This window comes from Rickettsia rhipicephali str. 3-7-female6-CWPP (assembly GCF_000284075.1).
Lineage (GTDB): Bacteria > Pseudomonadota > Alphaproteobacteria > Rickettsiales > Rickettsiaceae > Rickettsia > Rickettsia rickettsii.
Window position 1 is genome coordinate 1099351 of sequence record NC_017042.1, and the last position, 26610, is coordinate 1125960.

The window sequence follows — 26610 nt, forward strand, 5'->3', positions numbered from 1 at the left end:
CTATAATTACTAATATAATTATTTATAGTTAATTTATATTTTAACAAAGAATGACTACCATACTTGTGATCGTTATTATAATAATGATCGCCTTATCTGCTTTATTTGCCGCTACCGAAACTGCTATTACCGCTTCTTCCCCAGGGAAGATTCATAAGCTTAAAATCGCCGGTAATAAGCGTGCTAAAACAGTTTTAGAGGTTCTTAAGAAAAAAGAAAAGGTCATAGGAACTTTATTAATAGGTAATAGTTTAATCAATACTGTTTGTACTACTATTGCTACTACTCTCTTTATTAGCTTTCTTGGAGATAATGGACCCATTGTTGCTTCCGGCGTTATGGCTTTTATAATTATTGTTTTTGCCGAAGTAGTACCGAAAGCAATAGCCGTTGCTAAACCTGAACAATTAGCATTAAAAATGGCTTCAACTATCGTAATATTTTTAAAGCTTTTCAAACCTATTAATATTGCTCTTGATTACATTACAAAAATATTTTGCTTCATATTGCGTATTAATTTAAATCCTCAAATATCAGGAACGGAAGAAGTAAGAGGCGTGATTGAGCATTACCATCAAGAAGGCGGAGTTTATAAATCTGATCGTAATATGCTCGGCGGGATATTAGATATACGTAATATGACGGTATCGGAAATTATGACTCACAGAAGTAGTATTATAGCCCTTAATATCGACCTACCTCATGAAGTGATAATTAAAACTTTATTATCGGGTGCTCATACACGTATACCTTTGTGGCAAGATAATAGAGATAATATAATAGGGATTTTTAATCTAAAAGATTTGCTTAAAGCATTATACGAAAATAATAATGATGTAAAAAAAGTTGATATTAATAAACTTCTAACCCCACCTTGGTTTATCCCTGAGAATGCACTTGTAGTAGACCAGCTACATGCATTTAGAGAACGTAATAATCATTTTGCGTGTGTTGTAGATGAGTATGGTACTCTACTAGGTATTATTACTCTTGAAGATGTTATAGAAGAAATCGTAGGACCCATTACTGATGAACATGATAGACTTAATAATGAAATTATCAAGAAGTCTAATACCGAGTTCATTATAAAAGGAACTACGACTATTAGAGATATTAACCGAGAACTTGATTGGAATTTATCGGATGAAGATGCAAACACTATAGCAGGATTAATAATCCATAAAATTGCTAGAATTCCAAATCAAGGGGAAGTAATTGAAATATTTAATTTAAAGGTAATTATTTTAAAGAAAATTGCCAATAAGATTGATAGCGTAAAAATTACCGTATTACCTACTACCGAGGAAACAATAAGCAGTGAGTGAAATCGGTAATTTTTTACTGCTAACAACGATGTGCTTGTCGGTTATCGGTTTGTCTTTTGTCTTTTATGTAATTCCTGCGAAAGCGGGAATCCATAAAAAATCTCTATTTTATAGACTGGATTCCCGCTTTCGCGGGAATAACAACTACCTCTTTACTTTCCCCTTCTACATAGCTGCCTCATGTGCTATACTTGCCTTTTTTACCCTAGTCTATGCTTTTATTATCTCTGACTTTTCACTACAAAATGTTTTCTTAAATTCCAGTACTTTAAAACCTTTAATATATAAAATAGCCGGTAGTTGGTCGAGCCACGAAGGCTCAATGTTATTATGGTTTTGTTTATTACAAATCGTTAGTTGCTGTTATATATTTTTACTTGAAGATAACCGTCTTAAATTTTTATCTATTATTATTCTATCAGCCATACAATTATTTTTTAGCAGCTTTATTTACTTTACCTCCAATCCTTTTAACGTGTTTTCTTTCGTTCCTAAAGAAGGGTTAGGCTTAAACCCGATGCTACAAGATATTGCTTTGAGCATCCATCCTCCTCTGCTTTATTTAGGCTATGTTAGCTATGTAGTACCGTTTACTATTGTTTGTGCCTCTATGTCATTCTCATACCCACTTATGTCATTCCCGCGAAAGTGGAAATCCATTAATAACATAAGACTTCTCAAAACATTTTCCAATATCGGTATCTTATTTACTACCATAGGAATTAGCCTTGGTTCTTGGTGGGCATATAGAGAACTCGGCTGGGGCGGATTTTGGTTTTTTGATCCGGTAGAAAATATTTCACTATTTCCTTGGTTATCCGGAATTATGCTCCATCATTCTATAATTGTAACAACAAAAACCGGACGTATGCAAAACTGGACGATAATTTTATCCATCATTACTTTTTTATTAGTAATATTTAGTACTTTTTTAGTACGTTCCGGTTTTATTACCTCAATTCACTCTTTTACATTCTCACCTGAGAGAGGAATATACTTGCTCGGGATATTTTTGATTATGGGGATTGGTAGTATTGGGTTGTATACTACCACGTCATTGCGAAGAAATGCATTAGCATTGACGAAGCAATCTCAGGAAACTAGCCGAGATTGCCACAGCCACTTTCGTGGCTTCGCAATGACGAATTGTGGAAAGTCCATACTCCTCGGTAATATATTCCTCCTTCTTAGCCTTATTGTGCTAATAGCTGTCACACTTTATCCACCAATTTACTCTTTATTCGACGATAAAACTATTATTATTAGTGAAACATTTTTTGTTAATAATTTTATTATATTCGTTATCCCTATTCTTGGTACCATAGGATTATTTACTACCAGAAGCTCTATTAAAAAACATATTATAATTCTAATATTATCTCTAATAATTACTTATTTAATATCATTAAAAGTAACATTTAGTGTTATATCGATTTTAACTATAATCGCATCTATATTTCTTATGCTTCATAATATTCATTATCTTTTGGTTAAAACTAATTATTGTAGAAATAGACTTAAAGCAAGTAACGCTAGTATGATCCTTGGACATTTTGGTTTTGCACTAATTAGTTTTAGTATTACTATGAATACATTATTACAAAGTGAAATGGATTTTACCGGCAGAGTAGGAACAAGTAAAACATTTAACGAATTTAAAGTAACATTGCAAAATATTAAGTTTGCTCAAGGTAAAAATTATTATAGACAAATCGCTGAATTTTGGCTTGAGGATAATAGCCGTAATATAACTATATTAAAGCCAGAAAATAGACTTTATATAGTTGAAAAGAGTTTATCGCAAGAAAGTGATATATACTCTTACTTATCATATGATCTTTACGCAGTTTTAAGTAATATAGACGGCGATATAATCCATGCTAAAATATATTACATGCCAACGATGAGCTTTATTTGGCTTGGAATTATTCTTACCGCGTCCGGTTTTTTTATTGCACTAATCAGAAAAAATTCTAGCTAACTTGAACCATCACATTTAAGGTTTAAAATTTTTATACTATTCGGATGATCAGCTCCGAATTGTTCTATCTGATTATTACGGAATTTTTCATACCAAAATTTCTTAGGTAAAGTACAACTAGCTTTAGCGGCTGTAAAAATACATATTACTTATTATTGCATATACATTTTTCATATTTTCTTTATAGTTATTCCAATATATATTTTCAGCAGTAGCATAAGTATCTACCGCCTCTTCATTTTGATTACATAACACTAGTGCATCCCTTTCAGCAACAAACGTTTTTGCCAAATCTATATCCGGTGATATAATAATCTCTTTGTTAGGTCTAGTTGGATTATTAAGAAAAATTGTTTTAGCTTTTTTATTCTAGAGCTTCGGTAACATCACCTAAACCTAGTTTTGCTCTTGATTTTTGGGTAAAAATTCGTCCAAATACTTGATTTTCCTTTTTTTTACTCGACTTATTCATATCATATACTTGTTCTAATAAAGAAAGGGCTTCCTGATGTTTCTTAAGATTATTTAATACATCTAATTTAATGAGATATGAACCGGTAAGAAATAAATCTTGAGGTTTCATCCCGTTTTCGATACAAGCATTTATAGTATCGTCAATTCTTCTTAATGCTTCATAATTTTTACCTTGGATATTAAATAATTTAGATCTACTAGATTTTGATTGAACATATCTTCCATCATTTGGATATTTTTTTTCTGCTTCTTCTAGATTTCCTAGCTGAATATTGGATATAGCCGAACCAAAAACTACATTACATTTTATGGAATCATATCCTTTCACTTCATCAAATACCTACTTAACTTTCTTATCATATTCAATTGCTTTTTTAGGATCTGACCAAGTTCTATAATACCACCCTATGCGTCCTAAATATGCAGCATAAGCAAATTTTTCTTCATTATTCATTGTCCATAATTTAAATTTACCTTTTTGATCGTTTTTATCAAACCAATTTACTAATTTTTTTGAGTTATATAAATCGGAAGAATTAGCATATTGTATTAATAAATTTATAACTCTAAAATTTTATATATCGATATATCGTATTTTTCTGCATTTTTTGTAATTAATCCGGTATAGTTTTAGCATTTCTAAAAATACGCCCCTGTACTAAACTTTTAGGTATAGAATTTAAAAGATTAGTAACACTACGTTCAAGATATTCTTTATTTCCTTTATCTACATTTATTTGTAATATTTTTTCAGCTATAACATCATGCATTTCAAATATCGGATTAACTTCATTAGGTTCAATATTAGAGATCAAAGCAAATTTAGAAAGCTGATAAATATCATCGTCTAGACTATGCTTATCTTCAGTAATAGAATTTAATAATTCTTTTGAAAAACTTTGATTATTAAGCAATGCTATCCCATCTAGCAATCTCTTGGCACTAGGCTTTAATTCATTGCTAACAAGTTTTATATTTAAATTTTATCCTTAGAGGCTTTTATCTTTTTCTTGTATTTCTCTAAGTTTAAACCTTGTATTTGATTTAATATTTGTGCTCCTTGAACTACGAGAATCGGATAACCTCCAAATTCTCGAGTCAAAAAATTTATTAATTCCGGATTTTTATTTTCCAATATATTTTTTGCAAGTAATGCAGCTTCCGGCTTAGTGAAAGCGTTTGCTTTGATTATGTTAGATAATAATTCATCGTCTTGGGAACAAAATATAATATTACCGTTATACTCCCAATTAATAAAATCCTCTATTTTCTTATTCTCGCCTATTTTTAAATTATCAAACACCAATAACCATTTATCTTTACTTGCTAGATAAACCATTAAATTTTTCTTCATCACTGCCATATCTTCTGAAATCACCGGTGATTTTACCTCGGTATTAATAGCTTTAGATAATTTGAGTAATTGCTGCTCTATATTTAGATTACAATTAATCAACCAAATTATGTTATAGTTATCTTTATTTTCATAAGCGTACATTCTAGCAAGCTGCGTTTTACCCACACCGCTTACCCCTACTACACTAGATTGCTTATATTTATTAAGATTTTCTTTTAGTTTTTTCAATTGGGATACATGATTTATAAAATAGCTAACCGGTATAACTAAATTGGATATTTGACTTTGAGCAAACATACTTCCGCTTATTAGAAGCATAATAATCACTAATATATATTTTTTCATAATATTTATTAATTTTAAATTTTTAGCTGTAAAAATTTATATCTTTTCGACTAGAAGTCAATAAAATTTGAGGTTAGTGAAGGTATTGCACGGGGTGGAAAAATTTAAAGATTATACACAATAAGTTTGTAAAATTAAAAGCTCAAATTATCTCGCTTTTTTCTGGATCCCCGCCTACGCGGGGATGACATATAGTAGGTTTTTTGAGCCATACAACAAGGCATGTAGGCAGGAAGAAAGAACAAACAAAGCCCCCTTTTTTCAAAGAGGGCTTTTTTCTTGAGGAACTTATAAACTTGCTAATCGGGAGCGATTAGAAGTTTACACGGACTTTTAGAGTACCTTGATGTGCAGTATATTTACTTGCAATCTGAGCATCGTAACCGATTCCGTACTCCATCTTAGCATCAGGTCTTATGCTTGCACTTAAACCTAAATTATAAGATGTTTTAGCGGTTCTGTCAGGCTGGCTAATACACGGAGTAACTTGTCCGTCTAATACAGACTGAGTTTTAGATAATCTACCTTTTACTTTGTGAACCACAAAAGCGTGAGCTTCTGGATATACCGCAAGATCAGTTATGTTCATAGTACCGCCGGCTACTTTAGCACCTACTATTAAATCGGTTCTATCGCTAAACTTGCTGTTAACTTGCTTGTTTGCAACTGTTGTACCGGTTTCTTTGTAGTTTTCGTCAGAAGACTTTAAGTAGCTAAGTCCTGCCATTGGAGTTACTAACACACCTTGCATTGCATTGTAATCATAACCGACTGTTAAGTTACCACCGAATGTCATGTTATCATAATTACCGGCAGCAATTTGCTTGCTCATATTACCGTTAGCATCGAAGAAGTAACGCTGACTTTTGTTCTTCACTTGGTTTAAGCTAAATATTGCACTACCTTGAGCAAAGAAGTTCTCAACAAGCTGCTGGGCACCATATAGAGAGAATGAGAAACCGTTAACGTTGGTTTTATCACCTTTCTTATAATCTTGGTGTTTTATATCAGTTTTAGTGATACCGATAGCAGCACCAATCATTAAGTTATCGTTAGCTAGCGTATCTAAACCAATTACGACACCGGTGGTTTTAGCTTTATAACCAGCTAAACCACCTTTCTTACTTTGATGTGCATCAGTATAGAAAGGTTTTGTCCATATACCGTAAGCTACATTATCCACAGCCTCGTCACCTGCAGCAACCGCAGCCGGTATTGCTCCAGCTTCAGGTCCAGCCATTTCAGCAGTTTCAGGAGTACCTAAATATCTAAGAGCACCTAATCTGTTACCAAGTTGAGCTTGGATATCTTTAGCTACATCTAATTGTGCATTAGTTACGGCCGCACTTGTATCGGTAACGATAGCTCCGACAAAATTAGCAGAATCAGCACTATTTTTAGCTAAAAGAAGATTATTATAGGCTGCAGTATTAGTTGCATTTACAAATGTTGTAACGTTCTGACCTACACCTGGTGCACCTCCAAACGAACTATTTGCGATATCATTAGTAACTACGTTTTCTGCATTGTTAGTACGTGTTATTACATAATCTTGGTTAGCAGCACGTATTAAACCGTAATTTACGAAACGATTACTTCCGGTTACAGCAAAGTTAGGACCTCCTAAAGTACCGTTAAATCTAGCACCACCTTGGATTAAAGTATAAGTTTGTGTACCACTGAAATTTGCATTGGTATTATCTTGTACGTTAATGGTTGTAGTTCCTGTGGTTGTTGCATTAACTTGAGCACCTTCCGCGATAACGATGTGACCTATATTACCGTTTGCTACTGTTAAAGTAGTTTTAATAGAAGTATTGTTTCCCCATGTTGAAGTACCACTTGCAAATGTTAAAGTATTTGTAAGAAGATTGATTGCACCGTTAATAGCAGTAGTACCGCCGCCTAAAATTACATTAGAATTTAAAATATTTAAGTCATAAGTACCAAAGTCTATTACTTGTGAATAAATATTTCCTTGTAATCCTGCCCCATCATCACTACCTGTAAATCTAACAGAAGCTACAGGAGTATTTGAATCACCTATATTACCGACGCATGCATTACCTAAATAAGTTACAGTACCGTTATTAGCTTTAGTAGTAACAATCATACTTGTAGAATTAGAAAATATACCGTCAGCAAATCTTACATTAGCGTTACCGTTAACACTTCCAAGAGTAATTTTACCGTCAAAATCTGTTCCGGCTATACCGCCTGTAGTAACAGTTACACCGTCATTAATTGTTGCGTTAGTTGCAATAATATTACCTAAGTTGTTATAGTCTGTAGTAAACGTTACTTGCTTTAACTGTGAAGCGCCAATACCTGTGCCTAAGCCATAAACTGTACCAGGGGTATTAGGAACACCACCGCTAAGTGTGACAGTACCTTGATTATTGTTTATAGTACCGATACCTGCATATAATGTAGTAGCATTAACGATTATGCCGTTATCGCTTCCAAGACCTAGACCTACGATATTATTTTGATCACCGATTACTTGACCGTCAGCGATGACACTATCAACACCTAAAACAATCACTTTAGGAACATCAAAACCTGTAGCTGTTTTATTACCTACGGTACTTTTAATTGTTAAAGGCATTGTGTTGCCTGCATCATTGAATGGAATGCCGCTAGGTAAGAATAAAGCTGCACCTAAACTTGAATTTTCAAAAGCAATCGTATCAGTCGCAGCACCAGGATTATTACCTGCATTACCTACCCCATTAACCACTACGTTACCGGGACCAGAAACCGTTATTTGTTTTAAATAACCAACAGGTGCAGCTTGTTTGTTTAATGTTACGGTAATAGGACCGGTGTTAACGAATTCTACTATACCGGTACCATCGGCAGATGCAACAAAGTCTGCAGTATAGTTACCACCGATTTGTAAGGTAGAATTAGCTTCAATTGTAGTTTCACCGTTAAATGTTGCATTACCTAAGAACTTAACAGTAGTACCGTTATCTAATGCTACAATATTAAACTTATTACCTTGTTGTCCACCGACTGTACCGCTTACTATATTTGTTCCACCGGCATTAAAGACGAAAGAACCTACGTTAGCATCAGTAGTAGTAATATTAGTAGCATATAAATTTACACCTTCACCAACATTTAATATAGTATCAGCATGAGCCCCTTTAGATCCAAAATTAATTTCTGCAAGTGGATTTGCAGCACTACCTAAATTTGTACCAGCTGCAAGAGTTGTATTATTATTTACAACAGGATTAAATATTATTTTACCTTGATCAGCAGCATTTGTAGTGCTTGTTATTAAATAATTATTATGAGCGAATTGTACTGAACCGTTATTTCCAATAACTAACTCGTTAATAGCAACATTACCGCCATCTAAAGCTGTTTTACTTGAGCCAATATTAAATTGTCCAAGAGTTTTATTATTAGCTCCAATAGTACCGATTGTACCGCTAATAGTTAAAGTTTGAGCATTTGTTAGGCTACTCGCATCAACAACACCTGTTTGATCAGTAGTTATATCTAAATCAAAATCAACTAAAATATTATTTTGAGTACTTGTTAATTTAATAGTACCACCGTTAGCTTGGAAATCAATCGTTCCACCGACAGCACCGATAATATTTGCTCCACCAAGTGTTAATGTTTTTGTAGCATCGTTAGCTAAAGTAATGCCTTGTAACGCAGCAGCACCGCCACCGTTACCTATATCACCGGTAATTGTAGCACTACCATCTAAGGTAATAGCACCGGCTGCAAGAGCACCGCCGACAACAGCAGTTTGGTTAACTTTACCGTTTATAACTGTACCGTCAGCAAGTTTAAAGACAGAACCGGCATTTCCTAAACGTAACTCGGCAGTATGTGTTCCTGATAATTGGACAACTCCGATACCTGATGCTTCAATTGCTGTAATATTATTTGTCACCGCAACATTTGCATCTGCACTAGCACTTGCTAAAGTACCGTTAGCAGCAAAAGTGATCACACCTGCAGTGTTACCGGGATTGCTAGCATCACCTGTAAAATTACCGGTAAGGGTCATAGTATCAGGAACTGTAATCTGTGCTGCAAGATTACCGAAATCAGTAGTACCAAAGTTTGAGTTTTGGGTTATTGCAACTTTAGAAGCTGCTGTTTTAAAGGCAGTAGTACCGTCTGTACCAACGTCAACTATGTGTCCAAAATTTACTTGTCCGCCTGCATTAGCACTTTGTATAACCATGTCTTTAGCATAAACTTGTCCAGCGATTGTTGCTGCATTACCATTATCTACGCTAACAACAAATCCTGCAGCTCTACCTGCGCCATTATTAGTACCTATTACTGCATTAGCAGGGCCTGCATTAGCTATAAGTTGACCGGCTACTGCAACAGTGTTAAATGTGATTATACCTTTTAGATTACCGCCTAAACTTCCTGTAACGTTAAAGTCGGTAGCAGCACCATTCTTACTTAATAATACTAATCTACCCGTACCGTCTGTTCCATTAAAATTAATAGTAGCACCACCTGCTTGTAAATTTAAAGCATTACCGACAGTAGCATCAGTATTGAAAATGAAACCTTGACCGTCATCGATATTAATTGCCTTAACAGTAGCAAAACTTTTATCTGAAACTTGAATAAATCCATTAGTAACATTTAATGTACCGTTAACACCATTAGCTATTACAGTATTATTTCCAAGTACAAGAGGAGCTTTTTGAGTTGTAGGATTTGCTAAATTAAATACTAATGTAGAATCCGCAGCACCCCAGTCTATTGTTCCTACACCGCTAAGATCATTATTGGCAATAGCAGCACCACCATTAAATTGTGCAACAACATTTTGAGCATTTTTTGTAACAGCAGCTTGTGCATTAGTAATACCTTGACCTGTTATAGTAAGAGTTTTACCAGCACCAAGCATAAGGTCAAAGGAGTTACCTTGATTAGCAGCATTAGTGATGAACCCTAAGGTAGTATCTGCACTCACTGTCACTGCTAAATTGTTTGCAGTATCTAAAAACAAACCGTTAAAACTACCGGCTGGAGTATTTAAATTAATACCATTATTAGCATTAGCAGTAATAACTGCATTTAGAGCAACCGCAACATTTGCAGGAGCGACAGTTTGGTCAAATCCCGCACCATCAACAGTTGTAGCAGCTCTGTTTGTTGTTCTATTCTGCTGTGTAGCAGCACCCATAGCTGAACCTGCAAAACTGGCTACTATGGTAGCTGTAGAAGCAGTTACCAACCCTGCGGAAATTAATTTTTTTAGAAAATTTGGTTTTTGAGCCATAATTTTTGTCCTATATTTAAGTTAAAATTTAGTATATAGTATTAAAACAAACTTATCAAATGTGATTCAAGATATCCCACATTTGATAAGGAAATAACCTAACATTTTGTTTCAATAGTTTCTAAACTACGGACTGTAGCATACTATATATTGTATATAATTACAAGCATCACTATAGTTTTTTTATAAAGTTTTAATAAATGTTATATTTTTACCACATTGGCGTTATGCCTTATCAGTGTCATCCCGTGGTCAAGTCACGGGATGACATATTTTCGTCTCACGGAATGACAAACTAATTATCCCCCTACTCTTCATTAAATATTAGCACTTCAGCAGTATTTGCCCATTTTAGCATTTCGTCATATTTAGTATGCCAAATACGCATAATTTCTTTTTCATATTCTACAATTTGCTCTTCTAATCCTTCAAATTGTTTCACCATTTGACGTGCTTTAGAAAGTATCATGTCATTAGTAACGTCAAAAACTTTTTTCACATGACGGTCTTGTTCTTCTTTATAATTTAAATGAGCTGCTCTACCAAGCTCGGCATCTTTATGCATATCTTCACTTCTTATCTGTATTTCAAAATTACGTTTAGAGTATAAAAGCTGCATTATATTATGAAGAGACTGATAGCCGTTGCTTTTTGGTCTATTGATATAATCTTTGGTGTATAACCAATCTAAATGCGTAGAACTTTTAACTACATCCAAAGCATTATAGCATAGAGCTTTAGATTTAACTATAATCCTACATGCAATTAAGTCTTTCAATGCACCAATCGGCACTGCTTTCCTTTTCATCTTTTTTAAAACAGAATAAGGTTCTTTAAGACGCATATATATCTCATTTTCTATATCTGCTTTATCTAAATCTTCTTTAAGCAGATTAATAATATCACAAATCAAATCCCCTCCTGCTACCTAAAATTCTCTATATCTCTATTCTTAGTAAATATTACCTATAGCTTTTAGAACTTAAATCCACAAGACTGTTCATAACACTATTCAAGTAATTTATAAAATAAATTCTTTAACTAAAAATTAAAAAACAGATTAATAGTAAAAATAAATTTTTTCAATATAATGGTTTAATTGAATTTTAACTTAGATTAATTGTATAAGTTTCTTAATAGCCATTTTACGGCTAAATACCTGCCGTTGTGCAGTTCCGTTGTCATCCCGTAGCTATTGACCACGGGATCTTGCATCAAAGACTGTGTCCTAAGATACCGCGGTCGAGCCGCGGTATGATATTAAATGAATAATAGCATTAAGCAATAAACAAGTCAGAAAATTTATCTATAGAACTTTCCGAAACACTACCTAGAACTTCAGACATTTTGTTAAATTCTCTGCTACATTCAAGCACTATATCTACGCCTGCATCTAAAACTGCTTTGGTCATATCTGCCATACTACCGCTTAAAGCTTTCATATCTATTGCATCGGAAATAATAAGCCCTTTAAAGCCGATATTATTTTTAATATAGTCTATAACTTTTTTTGATAGGGTAGCAGGATTCTCAGGATCAAGAGCTTTGTAAATTATATGTGCCGTCATAGCAAGTTTAATATTATCGTGCTTCGCTAGCTCCTTAAATACTTTAAAGTCTGTTTTTTCTAACTCTTCTATATCAGTATCGACAATCGGTAATTTTTTATGGCTATCCACCGTAGCTCTACCATGGCCCGGAATATGTTTTATACAAGCCCTGACTTTCTCTTCTTGTAATCCGTCTATAGCAGCTAAACATAAAGGCACGACTACTTCCGGCTCCCCGCCGAAACTTCTATCGCCGACTATCTTGTCTCCTCCTTCGTGGATCAAATCCGCTACCGGTGCAAAATCTAGATTAATGCCTACTTCTCTCAGCGCTTTCGCAATATCACTATAATTTTGTTTACATGCTTGGGGATCAGTAAAAGTTTGAGCAGCCGGAGCGTCATAAAAAGTCGGTGCTATGAGCCTTTTTACTCTACCGCCTTCTTGATCTATAGAGATGATAGTATTTTCCCCTAATACTTCTTTTATATCTGCAATAAGCTTAATAAGGGCTTCTTTGTCCTGCACACCATTATCATTCTTTCTAATATTACGACGGAATAAAATTACACCTAAAGGATTATGCTCTTCAAATAATGCTCTTTCGGCATCGGTTAATTCAGGACCAGAGATACCTATAATTACTGGCTTTACCATTTGTCTTATTGTCATAATATGCCCCTTTCTGTTCTTTAAAACGTGATATGACAAGTACTATACGCGAGTCATCGAGGAATCGGCAAGAATTTTTTTTATTTGAAGAGACAAATTATAAGTTGGTAAGTAATATATCGATTCTAGCGGTAGAAAGAGATGTAATATCTTTATTTAAAGATTTTTGGAGTAGATCAATATCATTAGCAGTATAATATTTTCTATTATTTATTTTATAATTAGATAAATCAGGGCTTTTTGTCTCTAGATATCTTAATTGATGTAAAGCAATATTTAAATGCTTAATCACTTCACTAGCAGAATAATATTTTTTTGTTAGCTTATTGTTTGTCATATACTCCGAATACAGATTTTGTTGCATGTCTCGGAAAATGCTTTTTATGTCATTCCCGTGTAGGCGGGAGTCCCCAAATAACCTTAATACACATTATTGACACAATAAACCTAAAAAAACAAGTTTTTTATATGTTTTACTGGATTCCCGCTTTCGCGGGAATGACATAAAAAGCATTTTCCGAGACATGCAACAAGCCAACAAATTATAACGAAGTTCATCGAGTAGATTCATTAATTAAAGCTTTTAATTTAGAAGAAGGGACAAAACGTAAATGCTTTTTTGATTCTATAATTACCGGTGCTTTGGTATGAAAATTTATTCCGGGACGTGGATTTTGTTGTTTAACCTCAAAGCTACCAAAATTCTTTAAAGTTAATTTTTGCTCTTTTGCTATTTCTAAAATATTAGAAAAAACCGTATGAACTATTTCCTCGCATAAATTATTTGAAAAACCCAATTTAGAGCTTAATATAGCTGCAATTTTTTTTTGTAATAGTCATAAATAATACCGGTTTTTAATATATTGTCCGCAGTCATTGCAAGGAGAAACTATAAGTTTCGACGAAGCAATCTCAGGAGTTTATCCTACTTTATGAGATTGCCGCGTCGATGCTACGCATCTCCTCGCAATGACGTTAAAAAATTACGAATTTGCTGTTGTGTAATCCTTGGTAGACAAATCTGCAAAAATGCTAGGTGTTAATAATAAAGTAGCGGTAGCACCTAATGTTATTAAAATTTTTTTCATTATATTCTCCAATTATTTATGTTTATTATTATATTGTTCAACTTTCTTACTTAAATCATCAAGTTTTTTCACAAGAGTTTGTCTATATTCTTCCACTTTATCATCTTTAATTTTCTGATAATCCTGTAACTCTTTCGTTAAATTTTTATATTGCTCTTTTATAGTTTCTAAAGAATGGTCTTTACTATCCTTATCCTATTCCTCTAAATCATTAATTTTGACGGATAATTTATCCGCTACTTCATGACATTTTTTATTAAAATCGACAGTAATAATTTTAGCAGAGTCCTTAAGATTTTTATGTAATGCTTCAAGTGCGTCACTTATAGTTCTCATAAAACCTCTTTATTGAAATAGTTAATAAAAATTAAACTTAAGTATTATTATATACCGGTATCATAAATAATATAATTATAAAAAGCAATTTTAAAAAGTACATATTGAATATATAGTTATTGTATCAAATAAATTTGAGGGTATTATGACATTAGAACTAGGAAAAAAAGTTCCTGATTTATCTTTACACATAGGTAAAGATAACGTAATCAAACTATCGGATTTAAAAGGAAAATTTGTAATATTATATTTTTATCCGAAAGACGATACACCTGGATGTACTATTGAAGCACAAGATTTTAACAAGCTAAAACCGGAATTCGATAAACTTAATACGGTAATTATCGGAGTATCCAAAGATAAGCTTGACTCTCATGATAAATTTAAAGAAAAATATAGTTTAGGATTTGATTTAGCCTCTGATGCAAATTCAAATTTATGTGAACAATTAGGGGTATGGATAGAAAAATCAATGTTCGGTAAAAAATATATGGGTATTGATAGAGCTACATTTTTACTTGATAAGGAAGGCATAGTTAAGCATATTTGGCGTTCGGTAAATGCTAAAAATCACGCTCAAGAAGTACTTGAGAAATTACGGACTATGCTTTCTTAAAATGTCATACCGTGGCTTATTTTTTTGTCATTGCAAGGAAATTGCACAGCAATTGACGAAGCAATCTCAAGATATTTGACGAGATTACCACGCAGCCTACGGCTGCTCGCAATGACGTTTCATTCCTTCCATCTATTGTGAAACCAAAACCATTGAGAAGGATTTTGCTTAACCCATTCTCCTAGCATTTGATTAATATTAAGCATAATATTATAGCAATCGGCTTTATTATCGCCGGTTTGCTCAAACTTTAATTGCGGGTGAACTATTACTTTAAAATAACTGCCTTTAGTTCTAATGATTTGGCAAGGTATAATTGGATATTTATACTGCAAAGCAATTTTAGCGATGGCGCTTGCAGTCATAGCAGGATGCCCCAAAAAAGGCACTTCAATTCCATCGTTCATTTTTTGATCAACAAGCATAACAATAGATGTACTCTCCTTGATAGCCCTGACTAAAGCTCTGCTACCTTCAGGACCTTTCGGTATAAGTCTTAATTTATCACCGGCACGACTTTCATTAACCAACTTATTAACATACGGGTTATTTGCTTTACGATAAATTACGGCAACTTTCGGATAAAATTTATGAAGAAGCTTAAGACTAATATCCCAATTGGCAAAGTGACCGCTAAATAATAAAAAAGGTTGTCCTGCAAGTTTTTTAATATTTTCTATACCGATTATTTCGATTCTACGCTCTAACTCGGCTTCATCCATCTTGCCAACATATGTAAATTCACCGATAAACCTACCGAAATTATCCCAAGTTTGATCTATGATTTTTTCAACATCATACATATCGCCGAATACTACTTTAATATTTCGTCTAGCAATTTTATTAACAGCAAATAATATACCGACTTTTCTTGCTATAAAACTACAAATATCCGCCGCTTTATCTACACCGAATATTCCTATTACTTTCAGGAATATAACAACGATAAAATACTCAATTAAATATCTGAGCTTTTTTAAAAATTTTTTCATTTAATAAATCAGGATTATTTATAGATAACTCCACATCTAGACAGATAATATTATTATTTAAATCATTAAACTTAACATGATCTTTTCTTGTAGTAACTAAGGTAGCGTTATGCTCTTTAGCTAATGAATATAAATTTTCTAAATCTGCTTGTAAATAATTATAATGATCAGGAAAAATTTTGTAACCGGTTATATTTAATCCGTAATTTTTTAAAGTCGCAAAGAAACGCTCAGGATTACCGATACCGCTAAAAGCAAAATAATTTTTAGTTTTATCTATATTATTTGAAGGAACTATTTGAGCATTTATTAACTTATTGACATAAGGAGTTAAAATATTCGGTATTTTATCTTGGTGGCTACTGACTAAAAAAATTAAATCAGCTGCATCAAGGGCTTTATTTGGATATTGTCTTAAAGGACCGGCAGGAATTAGAAAACCGTTGCCGAAAAGCCTTTGTCTATCTACTGAGACTATAGTAAAGTCTTTATGAAAACAAGGATTTTGTAGGAAATCATCAACTATTATTATATCAGGTTTAAGCTCGTTAATTAACGGCACAATCTCTTTAATATTTTTAGTAGCAATAACTGCTCCGTACTTTGCAAGTATTACCCCCTCATCTCCTGCCTCTAATGCTGTATGTCCTTGATGTATGGTAGTTGCACTTTTAAGGTTACTACCATAAGCCTTAGTTACTATTACAAAACGTACATTTCTAGCTTTTAGTAATTTGGCTAGATACATTACTATCTGCGTCTTACCCGTACCTCCTACGCTACAATTACCGACACAAATAACTTTAGCAGGCAACATAATAGGACGTGCTAAACTAGCTCGTAAATAGCCTAAAAATTGATATATCAAGCTTATAGACAAAAGCAAATAAGCTATAATATTTCGCTTCTGCCAAAATTCAGGATATAAAAGTTTGATCATAGTTTAACATTTACGGTAGTTAAAAATAAAGTCAAATGGATTGATTACTTTATTATCTAACAGAATTTCAAAATGCAAATGTTCACCCGTTGCATTACCAGTGCTTCCTTGTATACCGATAAATTGACCACGCTTAATTTTATTTCCTTCCTTGACTGATATTTCTTTTAAATGAGCATATTTCGTAACAAATTTGCGTCCATGTTTAATCTCAACAAAATTCCCGTAATCAGGTGCTCTAGCGGCTTTTATAACAATTCCGCTTGCTGCTGCATATATCGGTGCTGCTTTTTTAGCTTGTAAATCAATACCGCTATGGAAACATTTTTTTTTTCTTTTCTTTTTATGAGGACTTGTCCTAGTTCCGTAATGGCTAGTAATTTTCGGCTCATATTCCGGCATCATAAGCGGTATTGTACTAATTATTTTATCAAGCTTGGTTAATTCCGAGATATTATTCCTATGAGTTTGTTTTTTTGCAAAATAGCTAGCTTCCGGTTTAGAGAGAAACTTATATTTTGAATTTAGTTTTGTTACAACTGCCTTTATATCAGCTATTTTTATTTCGGCTGCTTTATTAAATTCTGCCGGGTTTTTATTATGGAATTTGTGTAAAAAAATCTTATTTTGTTTAGGGTTATTAATTATTAGACCTAAGTTTTTAGCATATATACATTTGCTATTTTTGTTTGTTAAATCATACTGTACTACTAAATCCGCATGGCTGATTTTATATTTTTGCTTTAATTGAGATAAAGTAGTAGAAAGTAACGTAGTACCACTAGATTCTTTAATACTGCTACAACCTTGAACAAGAAAAACTATAAACAATAAAAAGATATATTTTTTAAAAGACATTAAAGATAAATGTATGTAAATTTCAAATTAAGAGTGCCACTTAAATATTCTGTTAATTTCTCTAATTCTCCTCTAATATTTGGAGGGTTAATTAACATTAACCCACACTTTACCATATTTTTATCACTATTTAAAAGCTCATATTCAATAATCATAGTTTCTTTAAATCCGATATTTTTGTAATTGTGGTAAAAATCACGGACTAAAGATAAATCTTTTATAGGATACCAAATTAAGACAGTATTATTAAGAACTCGTAGCTTAATTTTTTTAAGTGCTTCAAGTAATTTTTGAAACTCATTTTTTACTTCAAAAGGCGGATCAAGAAAAATTAATCCTCTATTCTCTTTAAATGGTAGCAAAGCTTTGATAGCATCATAAGCATCTATATTATGCGTATCATTTGGTAATAATTTTTTTAAACTTAAATAATCGCTTGGATGCAGTTCGCAGGCAATTAAGCGATCATTTGGTCTTAATAATTGTTTAATTATAAAAGGTGAACCTGGGTAGTGACTTTTGCCTGCTATATTTATTATATTTAAAAAAGTTTGTAAGAGCTGAGGAATAGGATCGGTCGCTTGCAGTAATTTATTAATTCCCGTATCGCTTTCTAGAGTTTTAGAAGCTGCCTCCGAGTTTAAATCGTAAAGACCTAGCCCAGTAAAAGCATCTAAAACCGCAAAAGGTTTTTCTTTTTGCTTGAGCTGTGCTAAAATACTAATGAGGACTAAATGTTTGACTATATCGGCAAAATTGCCTGCATGATAAATATGACGATAGTTCATTTTAAATTAATCATAAATTTCACTTCTATGACCAACTCGCGGGAATGACATAGAGCATATACTTTATAAACCATATTTAAGCATTCCGTTGCTTCTGCTGAAGTAAATAATTTTTAATGGCTTCTCGTATTAGTTTAGATTTAGGCATCTCGTCTAATTTAGCTACAGTAATTATATATTATATCATAGTATAATTTACTGTGCAATCTTTCGTAAAAGCATTGTAGATTAATACTATAGCCCTTAATTAGATGTTCTTTAAGTAAGTTAGTAGCCCATTTTCTGAAAGCGATCCCTCTCTTAGCATTTACCCTATATCCTATTGATATTATCATATCTAAATTATAGTATTCTACTTGGTATGTTTTACCATCAACGGCAGTACGTGCAAAATTTGTACATACTATATTGTCTAGTTTTCTTTCTTTTAGAATTTTATTAATATGTTTTGTAATAACTGTTCTATCTTTGTCAAAAAGTTTAGCATTGCGTAGAAAAAGTTGTTTTATAGTGTAGTTTAGCTTTCCGATGTCATTCCCGCGTAGGCGGGAATGACATCGAGTTTTTTATTTACTATCATTTAGTTAGCAATGCCTTGCTTTAAACATTTTTTATAAGCGTAAGCCATTCTTCTTCATCAATAATTTTAATATTAAGCTCTTTAGCTTTTTTAAGTTTACTGCCTGCATCAACACCGGCTACAACTAAATCCGTGTTCGATGATACGCCAGCTGTAACTTTAGCCCCAAGTTTCTCAGCCGTTGCTTTAGCTTCCGCTCTAGATATAGTCGGTAAACTACCGGTAAATACTACTATCTTGTCCGTTAAACTACTCTGTTCTCTAGTCTCTTTATAATCTTCAATATTTAATATTTCACCAAGTTTTTTGATAAGCTCAATATTTTCTTTAACATCAAAAAAATCAATAATATCTACTAAAATCTTATCACCGATTCCTTCTAAATTGTTTAGTTTTTGATAAATATCAGGCTCATTTGTTCTAAGCAATTCCATTTGAGCTATAAAATTATTATAGCTGCCAAATTCTCTAGCAAGTAATTTAGCATTTTGTTCACCGATATGCCTTATGCCTAATGCATATATAAATCTTGGCAAACTAACGTTTTTTGATTTTTCTATATTTTTAAAAAGATTTTCTACTGATTTTTTACCCCATCCATCCATATTTTCAAGTTTTGCTAAGCTAGAGTCATTTTTTTCTTTTAAAAAGAAAATATCTAAAGGATTACTAATCAATCCCTTATCTATTAAAAATTCAACTTGCTTACGCCCAAGCCCCTCAATATCCATAGCATTTTTCGATACAAAATGACGGATACGCTCATAATTCTGAGCAGGACAGTTAAGGCCATTATCACAGCGTATAATAATATCTTCAGGCATGTAATGCAACTTAGAATTACATGACAGACAAAATAAAGGAGTATCAAACGTTGCTGTATCATTAGGACGTTTATCAAAATCAACTCCCATGATTTTAGGAATAACGTCACCAGCACGTTGCAGGAATACATAATCCTTAATGCGCACATCTTTTCGTGCAATTTCTTGGAAATTATGTAATGTTGCTCTGCTAACAGTTACCCCGCCTATTTCTATGGGTTCAAGTTCGGCTACCGGCGTTAACGTACCAGTTCTACCAACCTGTACAGTAATAGAAAGTAACTTTGTTTGTCCTATTATTGCAGGAAATTTATGAGCGATAGCAAAGCGTGGACTTCGTGCAATAAAGCCCATTCTATTTTGCAGTGCAAAATCATTTAGTTTATATACTACTCCATCAATTTCATAAGGTAAATCTTCTCTATTTGTTTTGAGATATTCGTAAAAGGCGAAAATTTCTTCTTCAGAACTCGCAAGTTTAGATATTTCATTAATGTTCAAGCCGCATTCTTTTAATTTTGTAAGTAATTGATCTTGTGAAGAAGCAAGATTCTGTTCAGTTACCCCTCCTGAATATACAAAATATTTGAGCGGTCTTTTAGCCGTAATAGAAGCATCAAGCTGACGAAGTGATCCGGCAGCAGCATTACGAGGATTGGCAAATTTATCCTTGCCCTGCTCTTCTTGTTCTTTATTTAGATTTAAAAAATCTTGTTTTTCAATATAAATTTCCCCTCGTACTTCTAAAAACTCCGGAACATTATCTATTTTATGAGGAAAATTTTTGATTGTTTTAATATTTGCTGTTATATCTTCACCGACATATCCGTCACCTCTTGTAGCTCCCGTTGTAAGCACCCCGTTTTTATAAACAGCAGAAAAAGACAAACCGTCTATTTTAGGTTCACAAAAGATAGGAACAAACTCATTAAGGCGTAAGAAATTTTTTATACGGTCTACAAAATCTCTCACATCTTGCTCATCAAAAGCATTACTGAGAGATAGCATAGGCACTTGATGCGTAACTTTAGCAAATTTATTTGCTATTTTAGCCCCTACTTTTTTGCTAGGACTATTTTCTAAAATTAAATGAGGAAATTTTTGTTCTAACTTGAGATTGGTATTAAATAGCTGATCATACTCGCTATCAGAAACTAAAGGATTATCTTCTATATAATAAGCATGGTTATACGCTGCTATTTTATCAGCGAGTTCTTCTAGTAATTTTTGTGCTTCCTCTTCAGATATTAAATCAATATTTTGCATTAGTAGTTCATACTTTTATTTTAATTTACAATCAAATCCAATTCCTAAAATTTTTATTTCCTTCAAAATCGCTAATTGCTCGTTTTAGTCTTTCAGCATTTTTAGGACTTTTTAACAAGTATAGTTTCCTCCATAGCATTATGATCTTCAAGCGACATAATAACCACCGGTTTTTGTTTTTGTCTAGTTATAATCACTGAAGTGTGATCTGCACAAACTTTTTTCATAACATAACCTATTTAAGTAAGTTTACATGTAATAAGGCATGTTTTATAACTAGTCACTTTAAGAATCAAAATCAAAATCTTTACCTAGTTTAATATATGCTCTAATACGGCTCATGAGATTTTGGAAATATGTTAAATTATGCCATGTCATTAGCATAGAGCCAAGTATTTCACCGATTCTAACTAAATGATGTAGATAAGCTTTACTATAGTTTCTACAAGCAGGACATAGGCAATCATGTTCTAGCGGCTTGTTATCATCGGCATATTTGCTATTGCGGATATTTACAGTACCGTATTTCGTAAAAGCCTGACCGTTGCGACCTGCGCGTGTCGGGATTACACAGTCAAACATATCTATACCCCTGCTAACCGCACCTATAATATCAGCAGGCTTACCGACTCCCATTAAATAACGCGGCTTATTTTGCGGCAGAAAATCAGGAGCATAATCAAGTACTTTAAACATAAGCTCCTGCCCCTCACCTACTGCAAGTCCACCTATAGCATAACCCTCAAAATCAAGTTCTACTAGATCTTTAGCCGATTGCTCACGTAATTCTTCGTAAACGCTACCTTGAATAATACCGAATTGTGCATAGCCTTCCCGCTTAACAAAAGCATTACGTGATCTATTCGCCCATCTAGTCGTAAGCTGCATAGAAGTTTTAGCTTCTTCAAAGGTTACAGGGTAAGGCGTACATTCATCAAAAGCCATAGTGATTGTGCTACCGAGCAGATATTGTATTTCGGTAGAACGCTCAGGAGTTAACATATATTTATCGCCGTTAATATGAGAACTGAAACTGACTCCCTCTTCGGTTATCTTGCGTAACTTCGATAGCGACATTACCTGAAAACCGCCAGAATCGGTTAATATCGGCTTATCCCAATTCATGAATTTATGTAAGCCACCAAGCAGTACTATACGTTCGGCAGTCGGCTGAAGCATTAAGTGGTAAGTATTGCCGAGCAATATATCCGCCCCCGTTTCGGCTACCGATTCAGGTAGCATTGCCTTAACCGTTCCTCTCGTTCCAACCGGCATAAAAGCGGGAGTACGCATCTCACCGTGTGCGGTTACGATAATACCGCTTCTAGCTTTTTTATGCTGATGATGAATATTAAAAGAAAATTTTGACACTGATAATCACTTATTTTTAAAAGCAATATCTTAGCATACTATAGTTTATCCTGGAATATAAAAATTAAAAGCTCGATTTATCTCGCTTTTTTCTGGATTCCCGCTTTCGCGGGAAATGACAGAGAAACTTTAACCTCTGAGTGAATAATAGATGAAGAGGAGGAAAAGCGTTTAAAAGCTCAAAATGCAAGGAAAGAGCTTAAGTTAATATTAATAACATTTGCTATTATTCTCACTAGTTTTTTAACTTTTTGTTATTTCTTTTTTAACTATATAGAAGAAAAAGCAGCAGAGTATAAATTACAGCAAGAATAAGAAGCAAAAATAAATAATAACACAAAATGCAATTGTTTAAATACAATGTAACCAAAAGCTATTAATCTATTTAAAGTTAAAAAATTATTTGTTATTGTAATTTTTTAACTTTTGCTTTAATTGTAATCAACTATTATTAATATAAATAAAATAACTTTTATGAAAGATATAAGCTCTTGGAAAGAAAAGTTTGAAATTTGTGTTTACGCTAAAAAGCTACTTGATAAACTCGAATATTTAAACACTAAAGTAAAAAATCCTGTTGATATAGAGGAAGTTAAAAAAGGTATCTACTACGCTCGTAAATATCATGGTTCACAAATGCGTTAGTCAGGCGATCCGTATTATTCGTACCTGATCGAAGTCGCGATTATGCTTGCAGAGTTTGTAGCAGACGAAGCGCTTAAGCTTTTTACTTCTAATATGATAAATGCTGCTCTACTTCACTATAATATTGAGGATACAGAACTTACTGAAAAGATAATCATCGAAATTTTTGGTAAAGAAACAGCAAAACATGTAGAAGGTGTAACTAGAGAATTAAACCTCACGGAAAAATCAGTGTCGAGGAAAGCTTAAACCTATTAATTAAGCAAAAAAGATATGATACCGCACTTATAAAATTATTTGATCGTATTCATAATGTATAAACATTAGCAGCTAAATCATCTGAAAACGCGAAGCAGATCATTGTGGAAACATTTCAGAAGTTTCTAGTTGTTGCTATACATTTAGAGTGTTATGAAATTGAAGAAAAGTTTAATGAAATTTGCTATAGGTTTTTATACAAAGATAAATTTTCTCAACAAAAACAAATATCATTATTCACTATGAATAATCTGCTTTTTCAACTTTTGAAAATGATTTAGACCAAACATACACATTATAAGTAATGGAACCATCACAACAAACAAACCATATTGACCCAAATATTTTGTAAATATATAATTCCAAACGAAGTGATTATATACATTAAGGCTCTAGAAACAGCATATATCATACTACTGTAAAGCGTTTAAAAACCGGAAAATGCTTAAAAAAGCTTGAAACAGCAGAAACAGTATCAAATGAACATATTATCAAACCTATTTGAATTAAAAGAAGCTGGAAAGGTGTAGTTGTACTTTTTAAAAGGTATGGTGAAATAGAATAAATATAAAGAGTAAAGTTAATTTTACTCTAAGAATTTTTAAAGGATATATTTTATAACTTAGAAAACATATTAAAGACATACTAGCTAGGTGGAACATTGAAATAATAAAATTATGATGAATAACCTGAGCTGCACTATATCCAAATGCATTCTTTAAAACTTCACCACAAGTAATATAAGTATAGTAGAAACATATGGGCCAAGCACAACTCATTATGAAAAAATATATAGTTGTCTTCTTATTTAGGTTTTTGGTTAAAAATCTCATCGTTTTTTAATTCTTTTTTGTCGATATTTGCTTTTTCATATTTTCGTAAAAGTCTAGCATTTGCATCTACAAAATCAGGCGTTTCTCTAAGATGAGCTCTAGCGTAGCCTCTCACAACTGCAATAATTGCACCTATCCAAACGGCAAGACGCCAATTAAATCCTTGAGTAGTAACTAAAGATACTATAGCTAAAGCTGCAGTTGTCCCAATTACTGATGCTACGGCGATAAAAGAAACTACGGGATATTGTGTAGGTGGTTTTGTAATTTCAGTTAAATAAAGTTCTGCTACCACTATTTCACCTACAGAAGCCATACCTTGAATTGCACGGCAAATTGTGATTAATACAGCAGCAAAATAACCTACTGGTTCATAAGTAGGAACATTTGCCATAATTATACAGGATAAAGCCATTAAGGTAGTTGTCATAATAACAGTAGATTTTCGCCCTAATTTATCACCTATTCGACCAAAAACATATGCTCCTAGTGGTCTAAATATAAAGGTAGAACAAAAGGTAAAGGCAGAGAGAAGAGAAGCTGCACTCGAATCATATTTAGAAAAGAACAATTCATTTAACAATACTGCTCAATGGACGTACAACATTAAATCAAAATACTCAAGAAAAGTAGCTGTAGATAAAATTCCTGTGGCTTCTTTTTGGTCGCTTGTTAAACTTCTCTGTTCTTTTTCATAGCCTAGCATAAATTCTTTACAAAAAATTAAATTGTAAAGAAATTTATACTGTTTTATATAAAAATCAATAGGAAATTTCGCTTTATACGATAAATAAGAAAAGGAAGTACAACTTAATATATTTCGTGAATTGATAGAAAAAAGTTATAATATATTGCAATGTTTTTTATAGTTGTAATTATATAGGATTGAACTGTATTCCCCAGCAAATAGTAACGTTAAAAGCAAGAAACAAACTAATAATTAGTACTTTAAAATTTACTTTATTTTATTAGCATGATAGATATGTGATAAATAAACTAATTGAAAGAAAAAAATAAGTAATATACAGTAATGGTGCATTTTTTTGAGCAGCAAAAATACTATACTATCATTGGTAGTTATAATTAAATATATTCAAAATATGCTTTTTCAATCACTAAATTTATACTCTATCTTAGTTGCAGGCCTTACAACTACTGTTATCGTGTTTATGCGTCAATTATCTTATTACAAACAGCAAATTATTAATAAGGATTTAAAAATAATACCTGCATATTTTGATAAAAAAATGTTATATAAAATTCTTAATAATAACTGCGATAGATATTCTGCTCTTGAAATGATTAAATCATATTTTAAGTTGAAAACCGCAAGATCGTTATCATATGCAGAACTTGAAAATGATAAGCAATTAAGCGAATTGTTTAGAGATTCTTTAAACTATTTTCTTGATGATTTTATATCAAAATCCGATAAATCAGTTGCAGCAAATAAAGTGTTTAGTATACAAGATGAACATAACAATACTCATAAATTATACGCGTTTTTAGAGAAAAAAAAATATCGGACAAAACACATCAAATGCTTATATATGTCAAAGTGACTTATATAATGACCAAAGACGACGAAGAAAGCTTAAACACTTTCATACACTTGGCTAAGATAATGTAGATTTCCCAAAAACAAAATCAGACACTCAAATAGCAATAAGAGTGAGCTTAACGAAGTCGTATAAGCGAATCTTACAAAATTTGGCATCAAGACTTAATATTGAAACTATATTTTTAAGTAAGACAGAATTATTTAAAGCTCGGTTTAGAGTTACCTAAACCGAGAAATAAATTACTACTGACCTAAAAGTGGATATATAACATTTTTTAAGAATTTGCTTTTAATATAAGTACATACTAAAAATGTCAGTACGGTACTTGGAACATAGCGAATTATCGTAGGTAAATATCTTAAGGTCTTAGTTGAGACTAAGTCAGTAAACGACGGACTGATGCTCTCTACTAACTCTCTACTTTTTGATCTTAAACAATCTAAAGTACTATATCTATTTTTGTATTTTAAATAACATCTAACAACTTCAATAACCATAGAAGATATAATAGAAATTATTCCGCTTTGCATAAGAAAATAAAATTCCAGACTATCCAAACAATAACAATAATTAGCAATAATTATTAAAACTAAACCGAGAATATTTAAAAAATAGACAAATGGTTTGCCATAAGATTTCTCTTCTTGCTTAATGCTACTTTTTAATAATTA

The 26610-nt window shown here is 32.5% G+C and carries 21 protein-coding genes and 5 pseudogenes; 6 read left to right on the plus strand and 20 right to left on the minus strand.

What is annotated here, in order from left to right:
• Window positions 1-50 precede the first annotated feature (50 nt).
• A complete protein-coding gene (locus tag MCC_RS06060; RefSeq protein WP_012153094.1) occupies window positions 51-1325 on the plus strand; it encodes an HlyC/CorC family transporter in 1275 nt (424 codons plus the stop codon).
• Window positions 1318-3306 (plus strand): heme lyase CcmF/NrfE family subunit, encoded by a 1989-nt coding sequence (locus MCC_RS06065; protein ID WP_081498443.1) that lies wholly within the window; start codon window positions 1318-1320, stop codon window positions 3304-3306. The genes MCC_RS06060 and MCC_RS06065 overlap by 8 nt, the downstream gene beginning before the upstream one ends.
• 123 nt (window positions 3307-3429) lie before the next feature.
• On the opposite strand, the gene MCC_RS10665 is transcribed toward MCC_RS06065, so the two are convergent.
• The 10 genes and pseudogenes from MCC_RS10665 to MCC_RS10670 form a co-directional block, all read right to left on the minus strand.
• Window positions 3430-3597, minus strand: coding sequence for a hypothetical protein (locus tag MCC_RS10665; protein ID WP_231288684.1), 168 nt, complete (start codon window positions 3595-3597; stop codon window positions 3430-3432).
• Between the two features lie 73 nt (window positions 3598-3670).
• Entirely contained in the window at window positions 3671-4108 is a 438-nt protein-coding gene (locus MCC_RS09675) for a hypothetical protein (RefSeq protein WP_196793012.1), read from the minus strand.
• A gap of 286 nt (window positions 4109-4394) precedes the next feature.
• On the minus strand, window positions 4395-4694 hold the full coding sequence (locus MCC_RS06075; protein WP_155813871.1) for a hypothetical protein: 300 nt from the start codon (window positions 4692-4694) through the stop codon (window positions 4395-4397).
• A gap of 62 nt (window positions 4695-4756) precedes the next feature.
• Window positions 4757-5482: a hypothetical protein gene (locus MCC_RS06080; RefSeq protein WP_231288685.1), complete on the minus strand. Its 726-nt coding sequence runs from the start codon at window positions 5480-5482 to the stop codon at window positions 4757-4759.
• A 313-nt stretch (window positions 5483-5795) separates the two neighbouring features.
• Complete coding sequence (gene ompB / locus MCC_RS06085) at window positions 5796-10760, minus strand: outer membrane protein OmpB (RefSeq protein WP_014408971.1); 4965 nt, start codon at window positions 10758-10760, stop codon at window positions 5796-5798.
• Between the two features lie 307 nt (window positions 10761-11067).
• Window positions 11068-11673, minus strand: coding sequence for a guanosine polyphosphate pyrophosphohydrolase (locus MCC_RS06090; protein ID WP_014408972.1), 606 nt, complete (start codon window positions 11671-11673; stop codon window positions 11068-11070).
• 364 nt (window positions 11674-12037) lie between these two features.
• Window positions 12038-12982, minus strand: coding sequence for a beta-N-acetylhexosaminidase (gene nagZ, locus MCC_RS06095; RefSeq protein ID WP_014408973.1), 945 nt, complete (start codon window positions 12980-12982; stop codon window positions 12038-12040).
• Between the two features lie 42 nt (window positions 12983-13024).
• Window positions 13025-13319 (minus strand): annotated as a pseudogene (locus MCC_RS06100) (MerR family transcriptional regulator).
• A gap of 217 nt (window positions 13320-13536) precedes the next feature.
• Window positions 13537-13822: pseudogene (locus MCC_RS06105) on the minus strand (HU family DNA-binding protein).
• Between the two features lie 443 nt (window positions 13823-14265).
• Complete coding sequence (locus tag MCC_RS10670) at window positions 14266-14406, minus strand: hypothetical protein (protein WP_014408977.1); 141 nt, start codon at window positions 14404-14406, stop codon at window positions 14266-14268.
• 145 nt (window positions 14407-14551) lie between these two features.
• On the opposite strand from MCC_RS10670, the gene bcp reads away from it, so the two are divergent.
• On the plus strand, window positions 14552-15022 hold the full coding sequence (gene bcp / locus MCC_RS06110; protein ID WP_014408978.1) for a thioredoxin-dependent thiol peroxidase: 471 nt from the start codon (window positions 14552-14554) through the stop codon (window positions 15020-15022).
• 119 nt (window positions 15023-15141) lie between these two features.
• On the opposite strand, the gene MCC_RS06115 is transcribed toward bcp, so the two are convergent.
• From MCC_RS06115 to tgt, 8 genes are all read right to left on the minus strand, one after another.
• Entirely contained in the window at window positions 15142-16014 is an 873-nt protein-coding gene (locus MCC_RS06115; RefSeq protein ID WP_014408979.1) for a lipid A biosynthesis lauroyl acyltransferase, read from the minus strand.
• The gene (gene lpxK, locus MCC_RS06120; RefSeq protein ID WP_014408980.1) at window positions 15977-16954 is read right to left on the minus strand and encodes a tetraacyldisaccharide 4'-kinase; all 978 of its coding nucleotides are present in this window, start codon (window positions 16952-16954) and stop codon (window positions 15977-15979) included. The genes MCC_RS06115 and lpxK overlap by 38 nt, the downstream gene beginning before the upstream one ends.
• Before the next feature lie 3 nt (window positions 16955-16957).
• Window positions 16958-17812, minus strand: a complete 855-nt coding sequence (locus MCC_RS06125) for a M23 family metallopeptidase (RefSeq protein WP_014408981.1) — start codon at window positions 17810-17812, stop codon at window positions 16958-16960.
• Window positions 17812-18600: a 23S rRNA (adenine(2030)-N(6))-methyltransferase RlmJ gene (locus tag MCC_RS06130; protein WP_014408982.1), complete on the minus strand. Its 789-nt coding sequence runs from the start codon at window positions 18598-18600 to the stop codon at window positions 17812-17814. The genes MCC_RS06125 and MCC_RS06130 overlap by 1 nt, the downstream gene beginning before the upstream one ends.
• 158 nt (window positions 18601-18758) lie before the next feature.
• Entirely contained in the window at window positions 18759-19130 is a 372-nt protein-coding gene (gene rhuM, locus MCC_RS08510; protein WP_331270643.1) for a RhuM family protein, read from the minus strand.
• A gap of 70 nt (window positions 19131-19200) precedes the next feature.
• A complete protein-coding gene (ligA, locus tag MCC_RS06135; RefSeq protein WP_014408984.1) occupies window positions 19201-21270 on the minus strand; it encodes an NAD-dependent DNA ligase LigA in 2070 nt (689 codons plus the stop codon).
• A gap of 101 nt (window positions 21271-21371) precedes the next feature.
• The gene (locus MCC_RS10675) at window positions 21372-21497 is read right to left on the minus strand and encodes a type II toxin-antitoxin system Phd/YefM family antitoxin (RefSeq protein WP_014408986.1); all 126 of its coding nucleotides are present in this window, start codon (window positions 21495-21497) and stop codon (window positions 21372-21374) included.
• A gap of 58 nt (window positions 21498-21555) precedes the next feature.
• Window positions 21556-22641, minus strand: coding sequence for a tRNA guanosine(34) transglycosylase Tgt (gene tgt, locus MCC_RS06140; protein ID WP_014408987.1), 1086 nt, complete (start codon window positions 22639-22641; stop codon window positions 21556-21558).
• Window positions 22642-22785: 144 nt separating this feature from the next.
• Between tgt and MCC_RS11690 the strand changes: the two genes are divergently transcribed.
• Both MCC_RS11690 and MCC_RS10680 read left to right on the plus strand, forming a co-directional pair.
• Window positions 22786-22956: an RC1041 family protein gene (locus MCC_RS11690; protein ID WP_155813903.1), complete on the plus strand. Its 171-nt coding sequence runs from the start codon at window positions 22786-22788 to the stop codon at window positions 22954-22956.
• A gap of 159 nt (window positions 22957-23115) precedes the next feature.
• Window positions 23116-23825, plus strand: a pseudogene (locus tag MCC_RS10680) (HD domain-containing protein).
• Here MCC_RS10680 and MCC_RS06155 read toward each other — a convergent pair.
• Window positions 23778-25083 (minus strand): annotated as a pseudogene (locus tag MCC_RS06155) (MFS transporter). The pseudogenes MCC_RS10680 and MCC_RS06155 sit on opposite strands and share 48 nt — an antisense overlap.
• 364 nt (window positions 25084-25447) lie before the next feature.
• On the opposite strand from MCC_RS06155, the pseudogene MCC_RS06160 reads away from it, so the two are divergent.
• A pseudogene (locus MCC_RS06160) lies at window positions 25448-26007 on the plus strand (hypothetical protein).
• 174 nt (window positions 26008-26181) lie between these two features.
• Here the strand turns inward: MCC_RS06160 and MCC_RS06165 are convergent.
• Window positions 26182-26592 (minus strand): hypothetical protein, encoded by a 411-nt coding sequence (locus tag MCC_RS06165; RefSeq protein WP_231288784.1) that lies wholly within the window; start codon window positions 26590-26592, stop codon window positions 26182-26184.
• Window positions 26593-26610: the final 18 nt, after the last annotated feature.